Origin of the sequence: Fictibacillus nanhaiensis (assembly GCF_049537595.1) — a bacterium.
In the GTDB taxonomy this organism is placed as follows: Bacteria; Bacillota; Bacilli; order Bacillales; family Fictibacillaceae; genus Fictibacillus; species Fictibacillus nanhaiensis_F.
Map to the genome: position 1 here is coordinate 400,078 of NZ_JBMULM010000001.1, position 15,639 is coordinate 415,716.

Here is a 15,639-nt window from a genome sequence, read left to right on the forward strand (position 1 = left end):
ATAGATTTTTTCACATAAAAAGTTTTCTTTGTTCTGTTACAATATAATTACTTAATTGTAATTATATAACAGGGAGAAGTGGTTGGTTTGGCAAAGTATAAAAATATAATTTCAACAATTGGTCGTGATAATAAGTTAAGTCGATTTACGGATGATGAAGATAAAAGCTTCACGCGAGAAGAAATTATTAATAGTTGGAAAGCGTCATATCATGAGAGAGTGTCTCGAAATGAAGATGAGATTGGTTTACGTTTGCCTCAATTCGGAGCATTATCTGCAATTCGTGCACACTGGGCTACATCAAAATCTCCAGCAACTATTGTCTTACCAACTGGAACAGGGAAGTCTGAAACAATGTATGCTACGATTATTTCTGAAAGGATACCTTCAACACTTATCATTGTACCCTCTAATCTTTTGAGGGAGCAAATTTTTGAAGGCGCGAGCCATTTTGGTATACTTCCAAAATTAGAAATGATTTCAGATGAGGTTATTTTCCCAACGACTTTTCTATATAAGTCAAAAGTAGGGAATGAGGATGAAAAAGTTCTGATTAATGCTCTTGAAGAGGCTAATATAGTTGTTTCAACTCCCGGTATGATTAAAAATTTGCCTCCTTATGTTTTGGATAAACTCGTTGAAAATGTAGAGGTTGTAATATTTGATGAAGCTCATCACCTTGCTGCTCCTGATTGGGGAACAGTGAGAGAAAGATTTTCAGGGAAAAAAATTCTACAATTTACTGCCACTCCATTTAGAAATGATGGCAAAAAGGTCGATGGTAAAATAATTTTCAATTATGGCTTGGCATTGGCTCAAAAATCTGGGTATTTCAACCGATCGATTTTTATCCAATTCAAGAGTTTGATGAGCGAAAGTCTGACGAAGAAATTGCAAAAATTGCTGTTAAGCAATTACATGAAGATTTAGAAAAAGGATATGAGCACGTACTTTTAGCCAGAGCAAATAGCCGGAAAAAAGCTGATGAGTTATATGAGGAAATTTACTCTCAATATAAAGAGTATAATCCAGTTGTGATTCACACGGGAATTCCCTCTGCTCAGAGGAAAAAATACTTACAGCAAATTAAAGAAGGTAAATCAAAGATTGTTGTTTGTGTAGATATGTTTGGTGAAGGCATAGACATTCCAACATTAAAAATTGCGGCAATTCATGACAAATATAAGTCGCTTCCGATAACACTTCAATTCATTGGACGTTTTGCTCGAACAAGTGGAAATAAGCTAGGAAATGCAAGTCTCATCACGAATGTGGCAATGGACGATTTGAAGGAAGCGATTGAAGAGCTATATCATCAGAATGCTGACTGGAACCAACTTCTTAATATCCATTCAAATCAAGCAATTAATAATGAAGTTGAGCTTGGTGAATTTATTGATAAGTTTGAAAAAGGTCATGTAAAGGATATAGATTTATCCCAACTTAAAATGAAAGTAAGTACCAGGATGTTTCAGCACACTTCGAAAAAAGTTTTTGTAAATGGATGGAAACAAGTATTGGATCCAGAAAAAACTACATCGTTAATAAATGGCGAAGATTTTGTTTTTGTTTTCATAGAGGAAATCGAAACAAAGGTTGCTTGGTCAGATCAAAAGTATATAGTTCAATATGATTATGATTTCTTTGTACTGTTCTTTGATAAAGACAATGGAATCGTTCATATAAACGAAACTGATGCTGGAAAAGGGAATCGACTTGTAGATAATATGTTTGCTGGAGCAGCACCAATTAGAGGAGATTCAGTATATAGAAGCTTAGATGGAATTAACCGATTGATGCTTGGAACTTTAGGATTAAAGCAAAAACCTAGCGGAAGAATTAGTTTTAGAATGTTTGCTGGTACTGATATTAAGGCTGGAATTAGTGAGGCTGTTGCATCGGGGTCAACTAAGTCTAATTTATTTGGTTATGGGTATCAAGATGGAGAACGAATAAGTATTGGTTGTTCATATAAAGGGAAAATTTGGATGCGTTGGGTAGAACGGATTAAATTTTGGACAGACTGGTGTCAAAAAATAGGGAAGAAGGTTTTGGATGATACTATAGATACAAATAATATATTAAATAATTCCCTTGCCTTAGAGGTTATTAAGAAATTTCCAGAAGGTGTCCCTTATAAAATATCAATGCCAGAAATAATTGAAGTCTCCAATTCTTCTACTCGACAGTTGTATTTATCAAAAGAACAAAAGGAATTTCCGTTCTTTCAAACATTTTTAAAGAATCCCCATATAGTTAATGAAAATCTTCGTTTTGAATTTTGGATAAATGAACGAAAATTTGTCTTTGAGCAGATTATTAATGAGACATCATTTAGTTTCAATCAAATCGAGGGTGAAGAGCTATTAGTTAAATCCAGTAATGGAACAGTTAAAATGACTGAGTATCTCTCTGAATACTCACCGGAAGTTTCTTTCATTCAAAACGATGGAACTATTGTCGTAGTACAAGAAAATTTACAAACGGTAATAAAACCAAAAAGGGACATCGAATTGCAACAAGACTCTTTAACTGCTGTTGATTGGAATGAATTTAAAGTCGATATAAAATCTGAATCTCAAGGAAGAGGGAGAAAGGCAGACTCCATTCAATACGCTACGATACATAAAATTGTAGATCAGTCATCAGATATTATTTTTGATGATGATGGAGCGGGAGAAATTGCAGATATCGTTTCAGTTAAAATTGATACTCAAAACCAAAAAGTTTTGTTTCATTTGTATCATTGTAAATATTCAGCAGAAAAACTTCCTGGAGCTCGTGTGAGCGACTTATATGAAGTGTGTGGTCAAGCTGAAAAGTCAATCATGTGGAATGATAATGTCTTACAAATTGTTCAACGGATGATTGAACGAGAAAATATTAGGCAAAGACAATATGACGGAACTCGGTTTGAAAAGGGAAATTTACGAACTTTGCATATGTTGAAAAAGATGGTGCAAACTGGATTCGAAACGGAACTTGAAATTTCAATTGTTCAACCGGGAGTATCGATAAAGAAAATCACAAATTCAATGAAACAAATTATTCTAGCAACTGATTCCTACCTAAAAGAAACCTATGGCTTACGTCTGACATGTTATTTTAGTGAATGATAATATAGAATTTTTGAAAAACCGGCTGAGTTTTGGGCTGGTTTTTTTCTTTTGAAATTAATGCTCAAATATTGTTTAGTATACAGATTAATTATTTTGGCGATGACTATCACCTAAGAAATTATAAGAGGGTGAATAAGGAGTATTATGGATTATAGTTTCAAAGATTCCCTACCTAAGGAAAGAGTGGAAACTATGATTGTTCAGGGTGTGCTGACGCTGAGCACTGAGAATTTTGAGTCGCTTAAGGCTAGTAACAACGACCTAGTTCGCTTATACTTGGAGGAAAATATTCAGCAGTTTACCGAAAACATGGATAACTATCCGTTGGAACATGAGAGTGTGGTGCAGCTGTTTCATTCAGAACGCATCCCGAAAAATTATAAAGGCCTTTTGATTGAGGCTCTGGATGTAGCTAGCTTATCAAAAGAAGATACAGCTTTTGCTGAGGAATTAGCTGGCTTTATTCTTGAAAATCGTGTGAAACTATCCAGGGATTTAGTTAACTGGCTAATAGCAGTTGATATGCGTGTCGATGAGAAGCTCATGCTTATCAGTAAACGGATCGATGAGCTTGATTTTGATACTATTACAGAATTGTTAACAAAATTGGGTGATCCCTATGCGGAGATAGCGGAAAATGGAAAGCGGCCGCAGATTAGGTACAATGAAGTGCACCGAGATTTTGTTCAGGCTCTGAAGGAGAAACACTATATTTCTTCGTCACGAGTAAATGGGAGAAATATTAGGATTCATACTAGGTTAAAAATGGAGGAAGCTATGCAAAACCAATAATAGAAGCTTTATCGTCGAGAAAGTTAATTAACTCAATGAGGAAACTTAGTAAACCCCACTCATTTGAAGAGTGGGGTTTTATTGTAGTTAAAAAAGCTGCTTCTTATTCCACGATACCAGCTAATAGAAGGTCAACAGATAAGCCTAAATAAGTTTAAAAGTACATGTTACAATAAAAATGAACATAAGCTTCAAAACATCAATTTGAAGTTATTGTAATTAAAGTATTTTATTGGTTGGGGTTTATATCTTAAGGTTGCAATTATTATCTTCTTACTAATTAGCTTACCAAAGAGCGATTTTTAAAAAAATACTGCACACCTCAAGATGCATCAAAATAATAGATAGACTTGGGAATATCACCAAGCCAATGCATTTTTAGATTACCAGGGTACATCTTCTCCAAAACAAATAATTTCTGGATCCTGTTTAAATAAAGTTGTATCAAATGATTTATCCTGGCGTGCCGGCCTTCCATCACCACAACTTGGACAGATAACCCACCATTTTCTTCTACTTTCTATTTGTAAATGGTAGTTATTCATATGTTTTATGATTTTATGACGATTGGAACGACAGTGTACTTTCACCCAAAATTCATTACAGGATTGACACATGTAATAGTATTTTGGATAACCGTATTGAGTTAAAAGTTGACGCTCTTGTACTTCTTCTGTTTCACCGCAATTCCAACATACCTTATGATCACCAAGATGATATTCCATAATTAAACGGAACCAATTCTTAAAAACATAGGTCTTAGAAGGAATCATATATATAGAACCATATTTATGTGCCTTTTCATCTGATAAATTTGTGTTAAATAGGGTTTCATTATACATAACATGATATGGATTATATTTGTCCTCGTTGTTATCTGAAATTTTTACATCAGAATGTAAAATGCCGGATGCCATGATTGGGAATTGCCACTTTGTTTCAATTGGTTGCATATTACCGTATTTAGTAATTGCTATATCATTAATATCTTTTACCCACTTTTCTATACCTTGTGATTCGTAATTACGATATTTTGCATCTAATATAACAAGTCCCATAGTACTTCCATTTCTTTTAAATTTAAAAACAAAGTCTGGTGTTAGGTAATTATCAAATGGAAGATTGATCTTTGGCTCATAATAAAGTTCCAACTCCCAGTGCTGCCAATGAAGGGTTGCTGAAAAGTTTTGGAGGCCTTTTTCAGTTCCCTCTAACATGTATTGATCTAAACGTGCGGTAACATCTTTGTTCCCGTCTAATCTCCAACCCATTTCCTTGGTTAAAGCATGAATAATTTTATAGAGTGTCCATACTTCAAAAATATATTCCACCTTACCTGTACTAACCTGTCGTTGATGTTGTTGTACATATAATGAAGCGGACAATTCATACTTAATTCGCTGCATTGCTTGCCAAGCTACGCGGTAGGTAGGATTATGTAAAAACAATTGTGTTGGTTTTATCGGAAGATGTTCTTTTAACTCAAGTTTGGAAAATAAATTTAAATCAAGTAGCTCCTCTGCAGCTTCCTTTAGATCATCGAATTTCCTAGAAACGTTATGAATATCTTCCATCTGATTAGTCAGTGATTGAAGTTTCTCTAACTGCTTTAAACGCATAAATGAATCTTCACTTTGATCTGCATTATTCATCATAACAGGTAACTCATTATCCAAGAATGCAAGTAGTGAATTTTTATCTGAGGGAATATCTATAACAATACCATCTACTAGAATATTAGAAATGTAAACAAAATCAAACGTATAATCTATGTAATTATCAAACTGTCTTGGTGTGGAAACAGCATCTACTCCAAAAGGTTGTTTCCGTACCATCCCACAAATTTTAATGCTCATAGGTTGATTTATTGACTCTTGCTGTGCCTTTTCAGAAAAAGCCTTATAAAATCTCATATGTGATTGTACATGTTCACTTGATAATTGAATCGTTCCAAAATAACTCCCATTGGGTATCTTTGATAGATTGTTTATAAAATAATTCCTTACTTTTAAATGTTGTTGACGACGATCATACTTTAATTGAGCAGCCAAACCTTGATTGGATTGACGGTGATAATACTGATTATTGTTAGTCAACAATCCATTCATTTCTAGTATTAACTCAATATACTCTGTATTGGACTGTGGGTTTGGAATCTTATAATAATCTGCCGATACTTTAATGTCCTTACGTATACTGTTTTCTTCATCCAAGTACTGTTGCATATCTTCCATTAACTTATTGTGTACATGTTTATAAGTTTCCTTATCCTCTACCTTTTCGACAGAGCCTAGTAATCTTTGAATTTCTAAATCACTTTTTCGAAAATACACGGCACGCTCATTTAACATACTATTTAGTAATGATTTGGTAGTAATCTCTTTTGAGCCCATAGCAGTAGCATATCGAACCAAATCTAATAACATTTGTTTTATGAGCATATTCTCAAATGTGGCAACCACTGGTTTAAGTTCACGACCTCTATAACTTGGTTTGCCAGGATTTATATGTTGCTCAATTTCCATGCGAAGATCAAAACGGCCATAATTTTGTGGTTTTTTCTTAGTAGTTTGTAGCTTAAGTGTTGAGTTTGGACTAGCATTTATTTGTTTAATTGCAATTTTTAACTTTCTTAACTGTTCCTGCAATTCCATTACAACTTTATTTGGATTTATTCCAACTCTCGCAATGTTTCGGTCATCGCGAACAATATCCTCACGAATACGGTATAAATCCGCGATCATTTCTTCATAATCCTCTATTGGTAATGATGAAGGTATGAAGTGGATGGTTGCGAAATCCTTACATTCACAATTTTCTTCATAGCTTAGCTTGGCCGTTCCTGCATTTGTTAGACCTGTTAATATACTAGATTCTTCAAATAAGTAATATCCTTTTCTTTTCTTGTTAGAAAATCGTGTTGGTTCGAACCATATATTTTCTTTAGGATAAAAGACAAATTCACTTCTAAAATTTCCGTCCGGAGAAGAGATAGAAAGTGCCGTTACATTATTCTCCTTATCCACAAAGCGAATTCCAATTTGCCGCATGAAATTTTCATTTTGACTACGATAATGGTTTGGAATAACCCACTCATGTTTGTTTTTTTGAGCTATTTTATCACCTACATTTATAGATGTGATTGGCAATAATTCTCTTTGAGGCTTTCCGCTATGGTTATACCATACCTTAATCATGTATAACTCTACCTGCATGCATTATCAACTCCAATATGAGAATAAGCCTGTTTGTTTAAATCTAAGTTTCATTTTTTCTAGTTTTCTCTTACTTAATAATTCATCTTTGCCATGACGTTCAATTACTTGTAATAGTGTTGTAATGAGTTGTTCATCCTCTATCATTTCATGTAGACGAGGTAGTAGTTTCATTAGTGTAATATCATCTACCTGTTGCTTAGTTGAAAGTCCCAAATTTTTTGATGCTACATAGTAAAGCAATATATGTTTTTCAAATCGTTCATTGTATTCTATATTCCACTTTTTCAGTTCTTGCTGTATTTCATCAATTGCTTCGCGGAGCTGGTTGGAGATTCTAGGTGTTTCCGTTATATTTGTTGTAAAATATTCAGCGGAAATATCATACTTTCCAATTTTAGATACTGAATCTACTATCTCCTTATCCTGACGATTTATTGGAATCACAAAGCTACGATCAATTACTTTTGGACTTAACGCCTGTACAGCTCCATCAACATTCATTGTTCCAATAATTCGAACATTCTGTGGTATATCAAGGAGAGGTTTGTAACGTTTTATGTTTTCAAAACGGGTAACCATCTCATAATGGGCTATTGAATCCATTTGGATCTTTTTAAGTGCTTCTTCAATAGATGAAACTTTCTCTTTTGACATGCGTTGAATAAACCATTTTATTTCATTTATATTTTGCTTATATTCAAAATCACTATATAAACGAAGCTTACCTTGTTCCAATTCTCGCACACTGAGTAAGTCAGCTAAATAATATTCAATTTGTGCAAGGTTTACTTCGTCTAAACAAATAAAGTACAATTGATCTTTGTTTTCTTTCGCTTCTATAAGACAATCTAAAAATGGAGATGGAACATATAATTTTCGGATAGGATTATAAAAACCTAGTAAATCTTGTTTATCCGTCCAGCTGGGTTGGACAGGTATGATTTCATAATATGCATTTACAATAGATGCAAGTTGCTTTACTATCGTAGTTTTTCCAGTTCCTGAAGGACCAGATAATATAATCATTTGATCTGTGGTAAGTGCTAGTAATATCTGCCGTATTGTCTTTTCTTCATAATGGTATCCGCGTACACTAAGTTGTGATTGTATTCCTTTTAATAATTCAGAAGGTGTTTCCGGTGTATCAAGGAATGATTCCTCTGATTCTTCTAGTTTTTCTTCAGATTGTTTGTCAAATACAAAACCTAATTCTTCTAGTTTTTGCTGAAGTGAATATAGATTTTGTTTTGTTTTATCTAAACGTTCCTCCTGCCTTTCCATGTACGATAGTTGTTTTTGGTTTTCATTTAATATTGAATCAAGATGCTTTATATCATCTTTAATTTTAGTTTTTATAATATTAGCCGCATTAATAAAACGACTTTCTCTGTCTTTATATAGAGATGGTTTTGCTAAGGCGATAATACCTACCTCTTCTTTATTCATCCCAATTAAATCAAAGATTTCATCACTATCTTCAATCGGATACACTTCTTCTAAAGTGGTATTTAAGATATTTCCTTTTTTTATCTCATTATTGGACTCAGTGAGATGCAACTTGGCAGCAACCAATGTTCCGTCTTCATATGGTTTATCCGTTGCCTTTTTTCGGCAATAGATTGATAGAGGTCGAATAAAATCATTAAAAATTTTAGCTTCTAATGATACTCCTGTATATGGGTTAATCAATTGATCAATAAAGAAAAACGGTTTTTCTTCAAAAGGGTACCTTACATGGCCAATAAGCCAAAAATCTTCTAACTGCACTCTATCTAATATGTATGCTTCTCTATCATTAGACGATAATTCAGCAAACGCTTCTATAGTAATAGCCTCAATCATCTATAAACCCCCAATAAATTGTAATTTAATTTGATTTTAGCATAAGTAATCATACTAATTTCCTATATATTCCAAAAAACTGTTAAAATAAATTTAAGAAATATACCTACATATTTAAATGAGGTGTTAAGATTGCTAACAATTGAAGAATATGTTGCAAGGAGAAAAAAAGAAGATAAGATAGATGAATTTAATATAGATGAACGAAATGAAAATATGAGACTGTGCGTTTATTACGTCTTTGAATACTTTAATAATTATATAAATATTACTGTGGCTGAAGAAAAAACTGCACTAAAAGATGAGAAATTAACTAAATATCAACAGCAGTTGAAGGAATATGATCCTGAAATAATTGACTGGTTAACAGGTATTTATTCTGAATATGGTAAGCAAATAAATAAAAATATTGGAAATATTTTAAAAGAAGATGATTTCTTTTTTTTATATAGCTCTGACAAGGAATTTAGATCATTATCCTATGATTGTTATTCGAAGTTGATCAAAAAGCTTCCTTTCATAAAGGATCAAACGGAGATGTTGTTTTTATTTATTAAAGATTATCACAGGGTAGTGAGTCAGAAAGGAATGCATAGTGAGGGTGTATTCCTTTCAGTTGAAATCAATGAATGGATTCAAAATACGTGGACAAAGTACCAGGTTAATTTGCATGAATTTTCGTTTCAGTGGGTGAACCACTTCTGGGATAATGATAATTTGTGGCAGGCTTCTCATAGGAAAAAGAGTACTGCTGATTATAGGAAATACGATTATGATTTTAAACAAAAAAGCAATTTGTTTAATTTAGATTCCCTTTATAGAAAAATGCCGAAAAAGTCATATACAAAAGGAAGAAAACAGGAATTTGAAATACTAATGATGTATTATTGGCTCCATGAATTAAATGGTGATGAAGACTATTGGCAGGAGTATCTTGAGAAGACATTACCTTACTTGCAACCCAATTAAAAATTGTGGGTTATCACGATTTACATTATTAAATCTTAGAGTGTTCGAGAGATTATGCGTATCATAATTTAGAAATAAAAGATGCGAATGGTGTTCCAATAATGCATGTTTCGTGAAAAGATGTTTATGATTTTGCTGCAGCTGCATATTCATTCTCATCCAATTCAGAAAAGAAACTACTAAAGAAATTAAGGGGGTTAGTGACAATGCAAAATCAAAATTCTAATGAGGTATATATATGTTGTATCACTAGGTTCTGGTAAGCCGATAGATTGCACGTTGACCTGAATTGATATAGTGAAACAAAAGAATAAATACTTTCATCCAATGGGTGGTAGCGGCTGGCCAAAAGAACCACCAAATTACATAGCATTCAGGTACGATGGAAAGCTACAATCAATACACCATATAGAAGGATTCGATAATTCAATTAACCCTCACAATATTATATCTGAAATGCCAGATAAAGAATGGGAACGACACTTTATTTATACGCTAGGTCCGGCAATCAAGCCCTATAATGAAGTCAAGACGGGAAAGGTTTATCCAAGTGGCCGAGTGTGGTGTCATTTAGATACATTACTTACATGCGATACTATATCAGAGGCTAGGGATTTTACAAAGAAAAGGATGGGTTAGTAAATTAAAATGTGAGGTGTTGAAAATAATTAATCTTACAGATGAACAGATAAAACTTGCAGAACAACTCCTAATTACTGTGCAGAAAAAGGAACCAATTGTGGAATATAAAGAACTTGGAGATAGAATTACCCCACCAATTCACCACCGACAGGTTCCCAGACATATTGGTGTTATTTCTGAACTATGTTATCAACTGGGATTGCCATTCCTTTCAGCAAAGGTTGTAACAAAAGGATTAAATGTGGCAGGACAAGGATTTTATAAACTTTACACAGAGTATTTCCCTGAAACAAAGAAGCTTACTCCTAATGAAGTATTTAGTGAAGAACTGAAAAAAATTAGAGAATGTACTGAATGGTATAAGCTAGCAGAATATTTACATATTGATACTGACTTCCCAAGACCACCCGCCAAAAGTGATGTAATCCCATCCATAAGAATATTGCCAATGAGTAGTAAAGATGAATTTCCCGGAATGAGTATTGAGGATCTCCAAGATGATTTCTTTTTAGGAGAACTTAAAGAACGAGGCGGTATCTTTTATTTCAGAAAAGTTGGGATGAATGCACCGAATGGTTCTCTAGTACTCTATCAATTTGATAATTTAATCATTGCTTCAGCTCGCCTTCAAAGCATTGAAAAGTTTGAAATACCAGAAGAACAACAATATTTTGGAGCCTATAAATTTGGTATAAATACGGTGAAAGTTTTTCAACCTATTACATTAGCAGAGGTAAATAATATTGATAGCAATATCACTCGTTTTTCACAATCGAAGCAAGAAATTAATTCTTCTCTGATGTCTGAAATTCAAGAACTTATTCATAAAAAGCAAAAGGGACTTTTAGCAGATGAATTACCTGTATATGAATCTCAGAAACTTAAAGAAGGAGCTAAGAAACAAGTTTTAGTTAATTCATATGAAAGAAACTATAAAGCAAGACAAATTTGCATTGATTATTATGGTTGTTCCTGTTCAGTTTGCAGCTTTGATTTTGCTAAATTTTATGGGGACGAATTTGAAGGCAAAATTCATGTTCATCATCTGATTGCATTATCTGAAGTTAATGAGGAATATGAGGTGGATCCATTAAATGATCTACGTCCAGTATGTCCAAACTGCCATTTAGCCCTTCACTCCAAAGTTGGAGAAAAGCCTTATACAATAGAAGAATTGAAAGAGAAAATCTACAGAAATTAATTTTTGAATTAGAGGGGTTAAGGTTATGATATCTAATGAAAAGACCGAGGAGAAAGTTTAAATGTCTGAAGATAAAATGATAAAAAACTCAAATGAAATTAGTGAAATTGTTGTCTCTAACACTATAGGCGATGAGCTATGTTTGGAAAAAGTAACTGATAATAAATTGGAAACAAAGAAAAAATACAGGGAGGTCTTTGTATCCGACTTGTCATTGATGACGGGTAACATTTCACAGGCGGCATTGCAAGTTGCTAATCAAGGAATGACTTTAGCACAAGTTGCCAAACAAGCACCTAATGGTTTGTTTACTGCAACTGCCAATCCAGCCAATTTGTCTAAATTTGCGAATGGAACTACAACAACTATGGTGCGAGACTCGGCAGGGCGTTTAGTTGAGCATGCTGGTTTTGCTGAAGTAGGTTTAAATGTTACTGTGAATCCAGCCATTATTCTTTCAGCAGGTATGCAAGTGATGTCAGCTATTTCAGGGACAATCTATTTACATAAAATTAATGCTCAAATGAAAGATATGGATGCGAAATTGGGAAAACTACTAAATTTTCATCATGATATAAACATTGGGCGTTTGATTGCAGCTAGAAAGGGTTTGTATGAAATTGCGAATAGAGATTTTGTTGATACGGTAGATTTATCTGCGGTTAGGAACTATAAAAAAACTGCAGATGAAATTCATGAAGAATATGCGTATCGTTTGAAAAGACAAAAAAGAGAATTGCACATTAAAATTGATACAAAAGCTGAAAAAGAGTTGCTTTTGGAAATAAATTTTACAATGACAATTGCTTTTGAGGCTAGTAAATTATCTCTGTTTGCAGAACTAATTGAGATTGGAACCAGAATGAAGATTGGTGGTCAAATAGAAATGATTAATGGACTAACCAAGCAGTTAAAACAAAATTATGATCAAAGTTTTTATCATCATATTGATTTAGAAGTTGAGAGGGTCTATTCAATGATACAGCAGCGGAGCAGTAATGAATTGATTGATAAAAAGATAAAATTTGAAGAAACATTAGATGAATTAACTGATAATTATAGTTCTAGGGGGTGGGGCATATTACCTGAAATTGTAATGAGGATGGCCGTTGCTGGCAAAGCTAAAATCAATGTTAATAAAGTCAACAAAAAAGTTGAGTCAGAAAACAAAAACTTTAGCACCCTAAAAACAGGTATGAAACAAAGCAAGGAGAGCGATGGAATTGATCATATTATTGATGAAATCGTTGAACTGCCATATAAAGAAAAAGAAATTCTATATATTCCCACCGAAAATAAGAAACAACGAATATTTGTGGTAGTTGAAGATGAGTAAAATGTTTGAGGAACCCTGAAATTAGGGGGTACATCATTACGCAAAATCGAATTTACGCCTTTTAGTATTCTATCAAAACACACGTTGTGTGTGGAAACATCCAAATAAATTGATGAGGGTTAGACCATAAAAAGGCATCGGTAAGAGTAGTTTACCAATGCCTTTTTTGACTCTTAAACCACCACGGTGAATCGTATCATAAGTAAATGAGGTTTTAGAGTTTATCCTAAAAGCAGTCTATCCCAAATTAGTGAAGGTAGACTGTTTTTTTTATGAAATTAAATGGTTTAATATGTATATGTAAGCAATAGATGGAGGATATATTTATGAATAAGTATAACGAAATGAAAGATTTATTTGAATTAGCTAATAGAAAATATTTAATTGAACAAAAGGAGCTCATAAAAAGTGGAGTCTCAGAACGAACTTTATGTGGTCAGTTAATGCTTTACCTAAATAAAGTAAAAGATAAGGCTATATATAGGCAATACTATGTTGATGTTGAGTACAACAGAAATATTAATGGAAGACTAAAGACAATAAAAGATGGAGAAGGAGAAATCATTACAATCAACTGTGATTTAATTCTTCACAGTAGAGGGGAAAATCTGGTACAAGATAATTTGATTGCTTTAGAAATGAAAAAGTCTAATGGAAGAAGAAGTGAGAAAGAAAAAGATAAAGAGCGATTAAAAGCTTTAACAAGACAATCTTTTGATAATATTTGGAGCTATGATGGAAAATCTTTACCAGAACATGTTTGCAGATACATACTAGGTGTTTATTATGAATTGAACATTTCTCGAATGGAAGCATTAGTGGAATATTATCAAAATGGGAAACTAATGCAAAGCTATACTTTAAGTATTTAGTAGTTTTTTGACCATAAATTATTAAATATGTAAAACACAAGTTTAAGTTTTGATGATTTTAATTAATTAGTCTAATGACAGAATTGAGATATAGTTTATTAAAAAACAACAAAGAGGGGAATCGTTAATGGGGCAAAATTGGCCGAATAATAATCCGAATTTTATGCAATTGGGTGACGTTGAAGAGAACATCATAACCATTAGTGGAAACAGTAATTTACAAGAAGAATTTTTTAATTATGCTTTGAAATTTAAAGAGTCTTCATATCTAATAACTGATTATATATTAGAAGTGTCAGATATTAGCAAATTGGATAATTACTTTTTCTCGTTAGCATATCTTTATAGACATAGTTTAGAATTAATTTTAAAGGCAATAGGATTTAAATATATAACAGCATTAGAAGATAGAAAATTATTTGTTAAGGAAACTTTTCATAATTTATCTCGAATACTTGAATTCATTAGCACACATATTGAAAGTTGCATAGAGAAAAACAAGGATGCTTACGATTGGCTTGTTTTATTATTTGAAAATATGAACCAAATCGATAAAGAATCAGATTCATTTAGATACCCATTCGGTATATCTGTAAAAAAAGGTGATGCTTTTCTTGATACACCAAAGCAATTTATTATTAACATATTCATTGAAAAACAAACACATATAGATTTAGTAGCTTTCGCTAATAAAATGGAAGTAGCTTTTGAAATTCTTAAGAGTTATTATTCTGACGATACTAAAATAACAACTGATTACTTAGACTTTAAACCGTTACTATTAGAAGAAGGCGGGAGCTACTATGGTCAAAGTGTTCTCGGATATTCTTATAGTAGAAATAAGTTTTATTCATATGTTAAGGCCTATACTGAATCAGCTGATTTCTTTTACGAAAAGATATGTAATAATAACCATTTAAAAGAAACACTTTTTATACCTATGTGTTATTTATATAGAAATGGTATTGAATTAGCTATGAAAGAAATTCTATTTGAAGAGTGTTCATATGATTTACAAAAAGCTATCCACTTACTCAAAAGTAATAAGCATAATCTATCAAAACTTTGGAAAGCGATAAAGATTGATGTTATAAAACATGCAAATGCTTCTGAAGGTGATTCTACTATTATTAATGCTGAAAAATACATCAAGCAGCTACATGAATTAGATAGCTCTTCAGACAAATTCAGATATCCAACTAACAAGCATTTATGTTTACATTTTAAGAGAAAAACAAAGTTAGATATAAAAAACGTTGCAATGTTTTTTAAAGATATAGCTTCATTTTTAAGTGGAGTTTGTATGATGATGTCAGCCCAAAATGAATGGAAGGCAGAAATGCAAGCTGAATACGCCTCGTATTATGACCCCTCAGACTACTCATAAAAAAGATTGGACTAGAAGTTGATAGAACTCAATCCCAATAGTTATAGCTAAAATAAAATGCACATTTTTTTGGCATTTAATTATTCTCCGATTCTCCCATTTTTATTAGTCTACATAAAAATACCCCTATAGGGCAGACCTTTTTTTGAGTGTCTACTCTATAGGGTACAGTCTAATTTCTGACTAACCTTATATTACGATCGGGTGCGTTCGTTGAATAACACATAGGTAAATAATCAATCGTTTTTATAAAAACTTAAA

General features: G+C 32.7%; 10 protein-coding genes. 8 read left to right on the top strand and 2 right to left on the bottom strand.

All coding sequences use genetic code 11. The annotated features are described in order from the left end of the window. Positions 1-87 precede the first annotated feature (87 nt). The 3 genes from ACOZ9X_RS01855 to ACOZ9X_RS01865 all read left to right on the top strand — a co-directional run bounded on the left by ACOZ9X_RS01855 (position 88) and on the right by ACOZ9X_RS01865 (position 3,911). Entirely contained in the window at positions 88-930 is an 843-nt protein-coding gene (locus ACOZ9X_RS01855) for a DEAD/DEAH box helicase (protein WP_423416783.1), read from the top strand. Next, positions 900-3,116, top strand: coding sequence for a DEAD/DEAH box helicase (locus tag ACOZ9X_RS01860; RefSeq protein ID WP_423418205.1), 2,217 nt, complete (start codon positions 900-902; stop codon positions 3,114-3,116). Before ACOZ9X_RS01855 ends, ACOZ9X_RS01860 begins: the two co-directional genes overlap by 31 nt. 147 nt (positions 3,117-3,263) lie before the next feature. Continuing rightward, on the top strand, positions 3,264-3,911 hold the full coding sequence (locus ACOZ9X_RS01865; RefSeq protein ID WP_423416784.1) for a hypothetical protein: 648 nt from the start codon (positions 3,264-3,266) through the stop codon (positions 3,909-3,911). A 383-nt stretch (positions 3,912-4,294) separates the two neighbouring features. Here ACOZ9X_RS01865 and ACOZ9X_RS01870 read toward each other — a convergent pair whose 3' ends face one another. Together ACOZ9X_RS01870 and ACOZ9X_RS01875 are read right to left on the bottom strand one after the other, a co-directional pair. Continuing rightward, a complete protein-coding gene (locus ACOZ9X_RS01870; RefSeq protein ID WP_423416785.1) occupies positions 4,295-7,108 on the bottom strand; it encodes a nuclease domain-containing protein in 2,814 nt (937 codons plus the stop codon). Positions 7,109-7,132: 24 nt separating this feature from the next. Further along, positions 7,133-8,971: an AAA family ATPase gene (locus ACOZ9X_RS01875; protein ID WP_423416786.1), complete on the bottom strand. Its 1,839-nt coding sequence runs from the start codon at positions 8,969-8,971 to the stop codon at positions 7,133-7,135. 123 nt (positions 8,972-9,094) lie between these two features. Here ACOZ9X_RS01875 and ACOZ9X_RS01880 point away from each other — a divergent pair, with 123 nt between their 5' ends. From ACOZ9X_RS01880 to ACOZ9X_RS01900, 5 genes are all read left to right on the top strand, one after another. Continuing rightward, positions 9,095-9,940, top strand: coding sequence for a hypothetical protein (locus ACOZ9X_RS01880; protein ID WP_423416787.1), 846 nt, complete (start codon positions 9,095-9,097; stop codon positions 9,938-9,940). Between the two features lie 658 nt (positions 9,941-10,598). Next, complete coding sequence (locus ACOZ9X_RS01885) at positions 10,599-11,783, top strand: HNH endonuclease (protein WP_423416788.1); 1,185 nt, start codon at positions 10,599-10,601, stop codon at positions 11,781-11,783. Positions 11,784-11,844: 61 nt separating this feature from the next. Beyond that, positions 11,845-13,119, top strand: a complete 1,275-nt coding sequence (locus ACOZ9X_RS01890; RefSeq protein WP_423416789.1) for a hypothetical protein — start codon at positions 11,845-11,847, stop codon at positions 13,117-13,119. A gap of 326 nt (positions 13,120-13,445) precedes the next feature. Then, on the top strand, positions 13,446-13,991 hold the full coding sequence (locus tag ACOZ9X_RS01895; RefSeq protein ID WP_423416790.1) for a hypothetical protein: 546 nt from the start codon (positions 13,446-13,448) through the stop codon (positions 13,989-13,991). Positions 13,992-14,118: 127 nt separating this feature from the next. Further along, positions 14,119-15,378 (top strand): hypothetical protein, encoded by a 1,260-nt coding sequence (locus ACOZ9X_RS01900; protein ID WP_423416791.1) that lies wholly within the window; start codon positions 14,119-14,121, stop codon positions 15,376-15,378. Positions 15,379-15,639 lie beyond the last annotated feature (261 nt).

What these genes read in the sequence shown, in the direction of transcription:
- ACOZ9X_RS01865 (WP_423416784.1), top strand. Translation starts at nt 3,264, where the DNA reads ATGGATTATAGTTTCAAAGATTCCCTACCTAAGGAAAGAGTGGAAACT.
- ACOZ9X_RS01870 (WP_423416785.1), bottom strand. Translation starts at nt 7,108, where the DNA reads ATGATTAAGGTATGGTATAACCATAGCGGAAAGCCTCAAAGAGAATTA.
- ACOZ9X_RS01875 (WP_423416786.1), bottom strand. Translation starts at nt 8,971, where the DNA reads ATGATTGAGGCTATTACTATAGAAGCGTTTGCTGAATTATCGTCTAAT.
- ACOZ9X_RS01890 (WP_423416789.1), top strand. Translation starts at nt 11,845, where the DNA reads ATGTCTGAAGATAAAATGATAAAAAACTCAAATGAAATTAGTGAAATT.
- ACOZ9X_RS01895 (WP_423416790.1), top strand. Translation starts at nt 13,446, where the DNA reads ATGAATAAGTATAACGAAATGAAAGATTTATTTGAATTAGCTAATAGA.
- ACOZ9X_RS01900 (WP_423416791.1), top strand. Translation starts at nt 14,119, where the DNA reads ATGGGGCAAAATTGGCCGAATAATAATCCGAATTTTATGCAATTGGGT.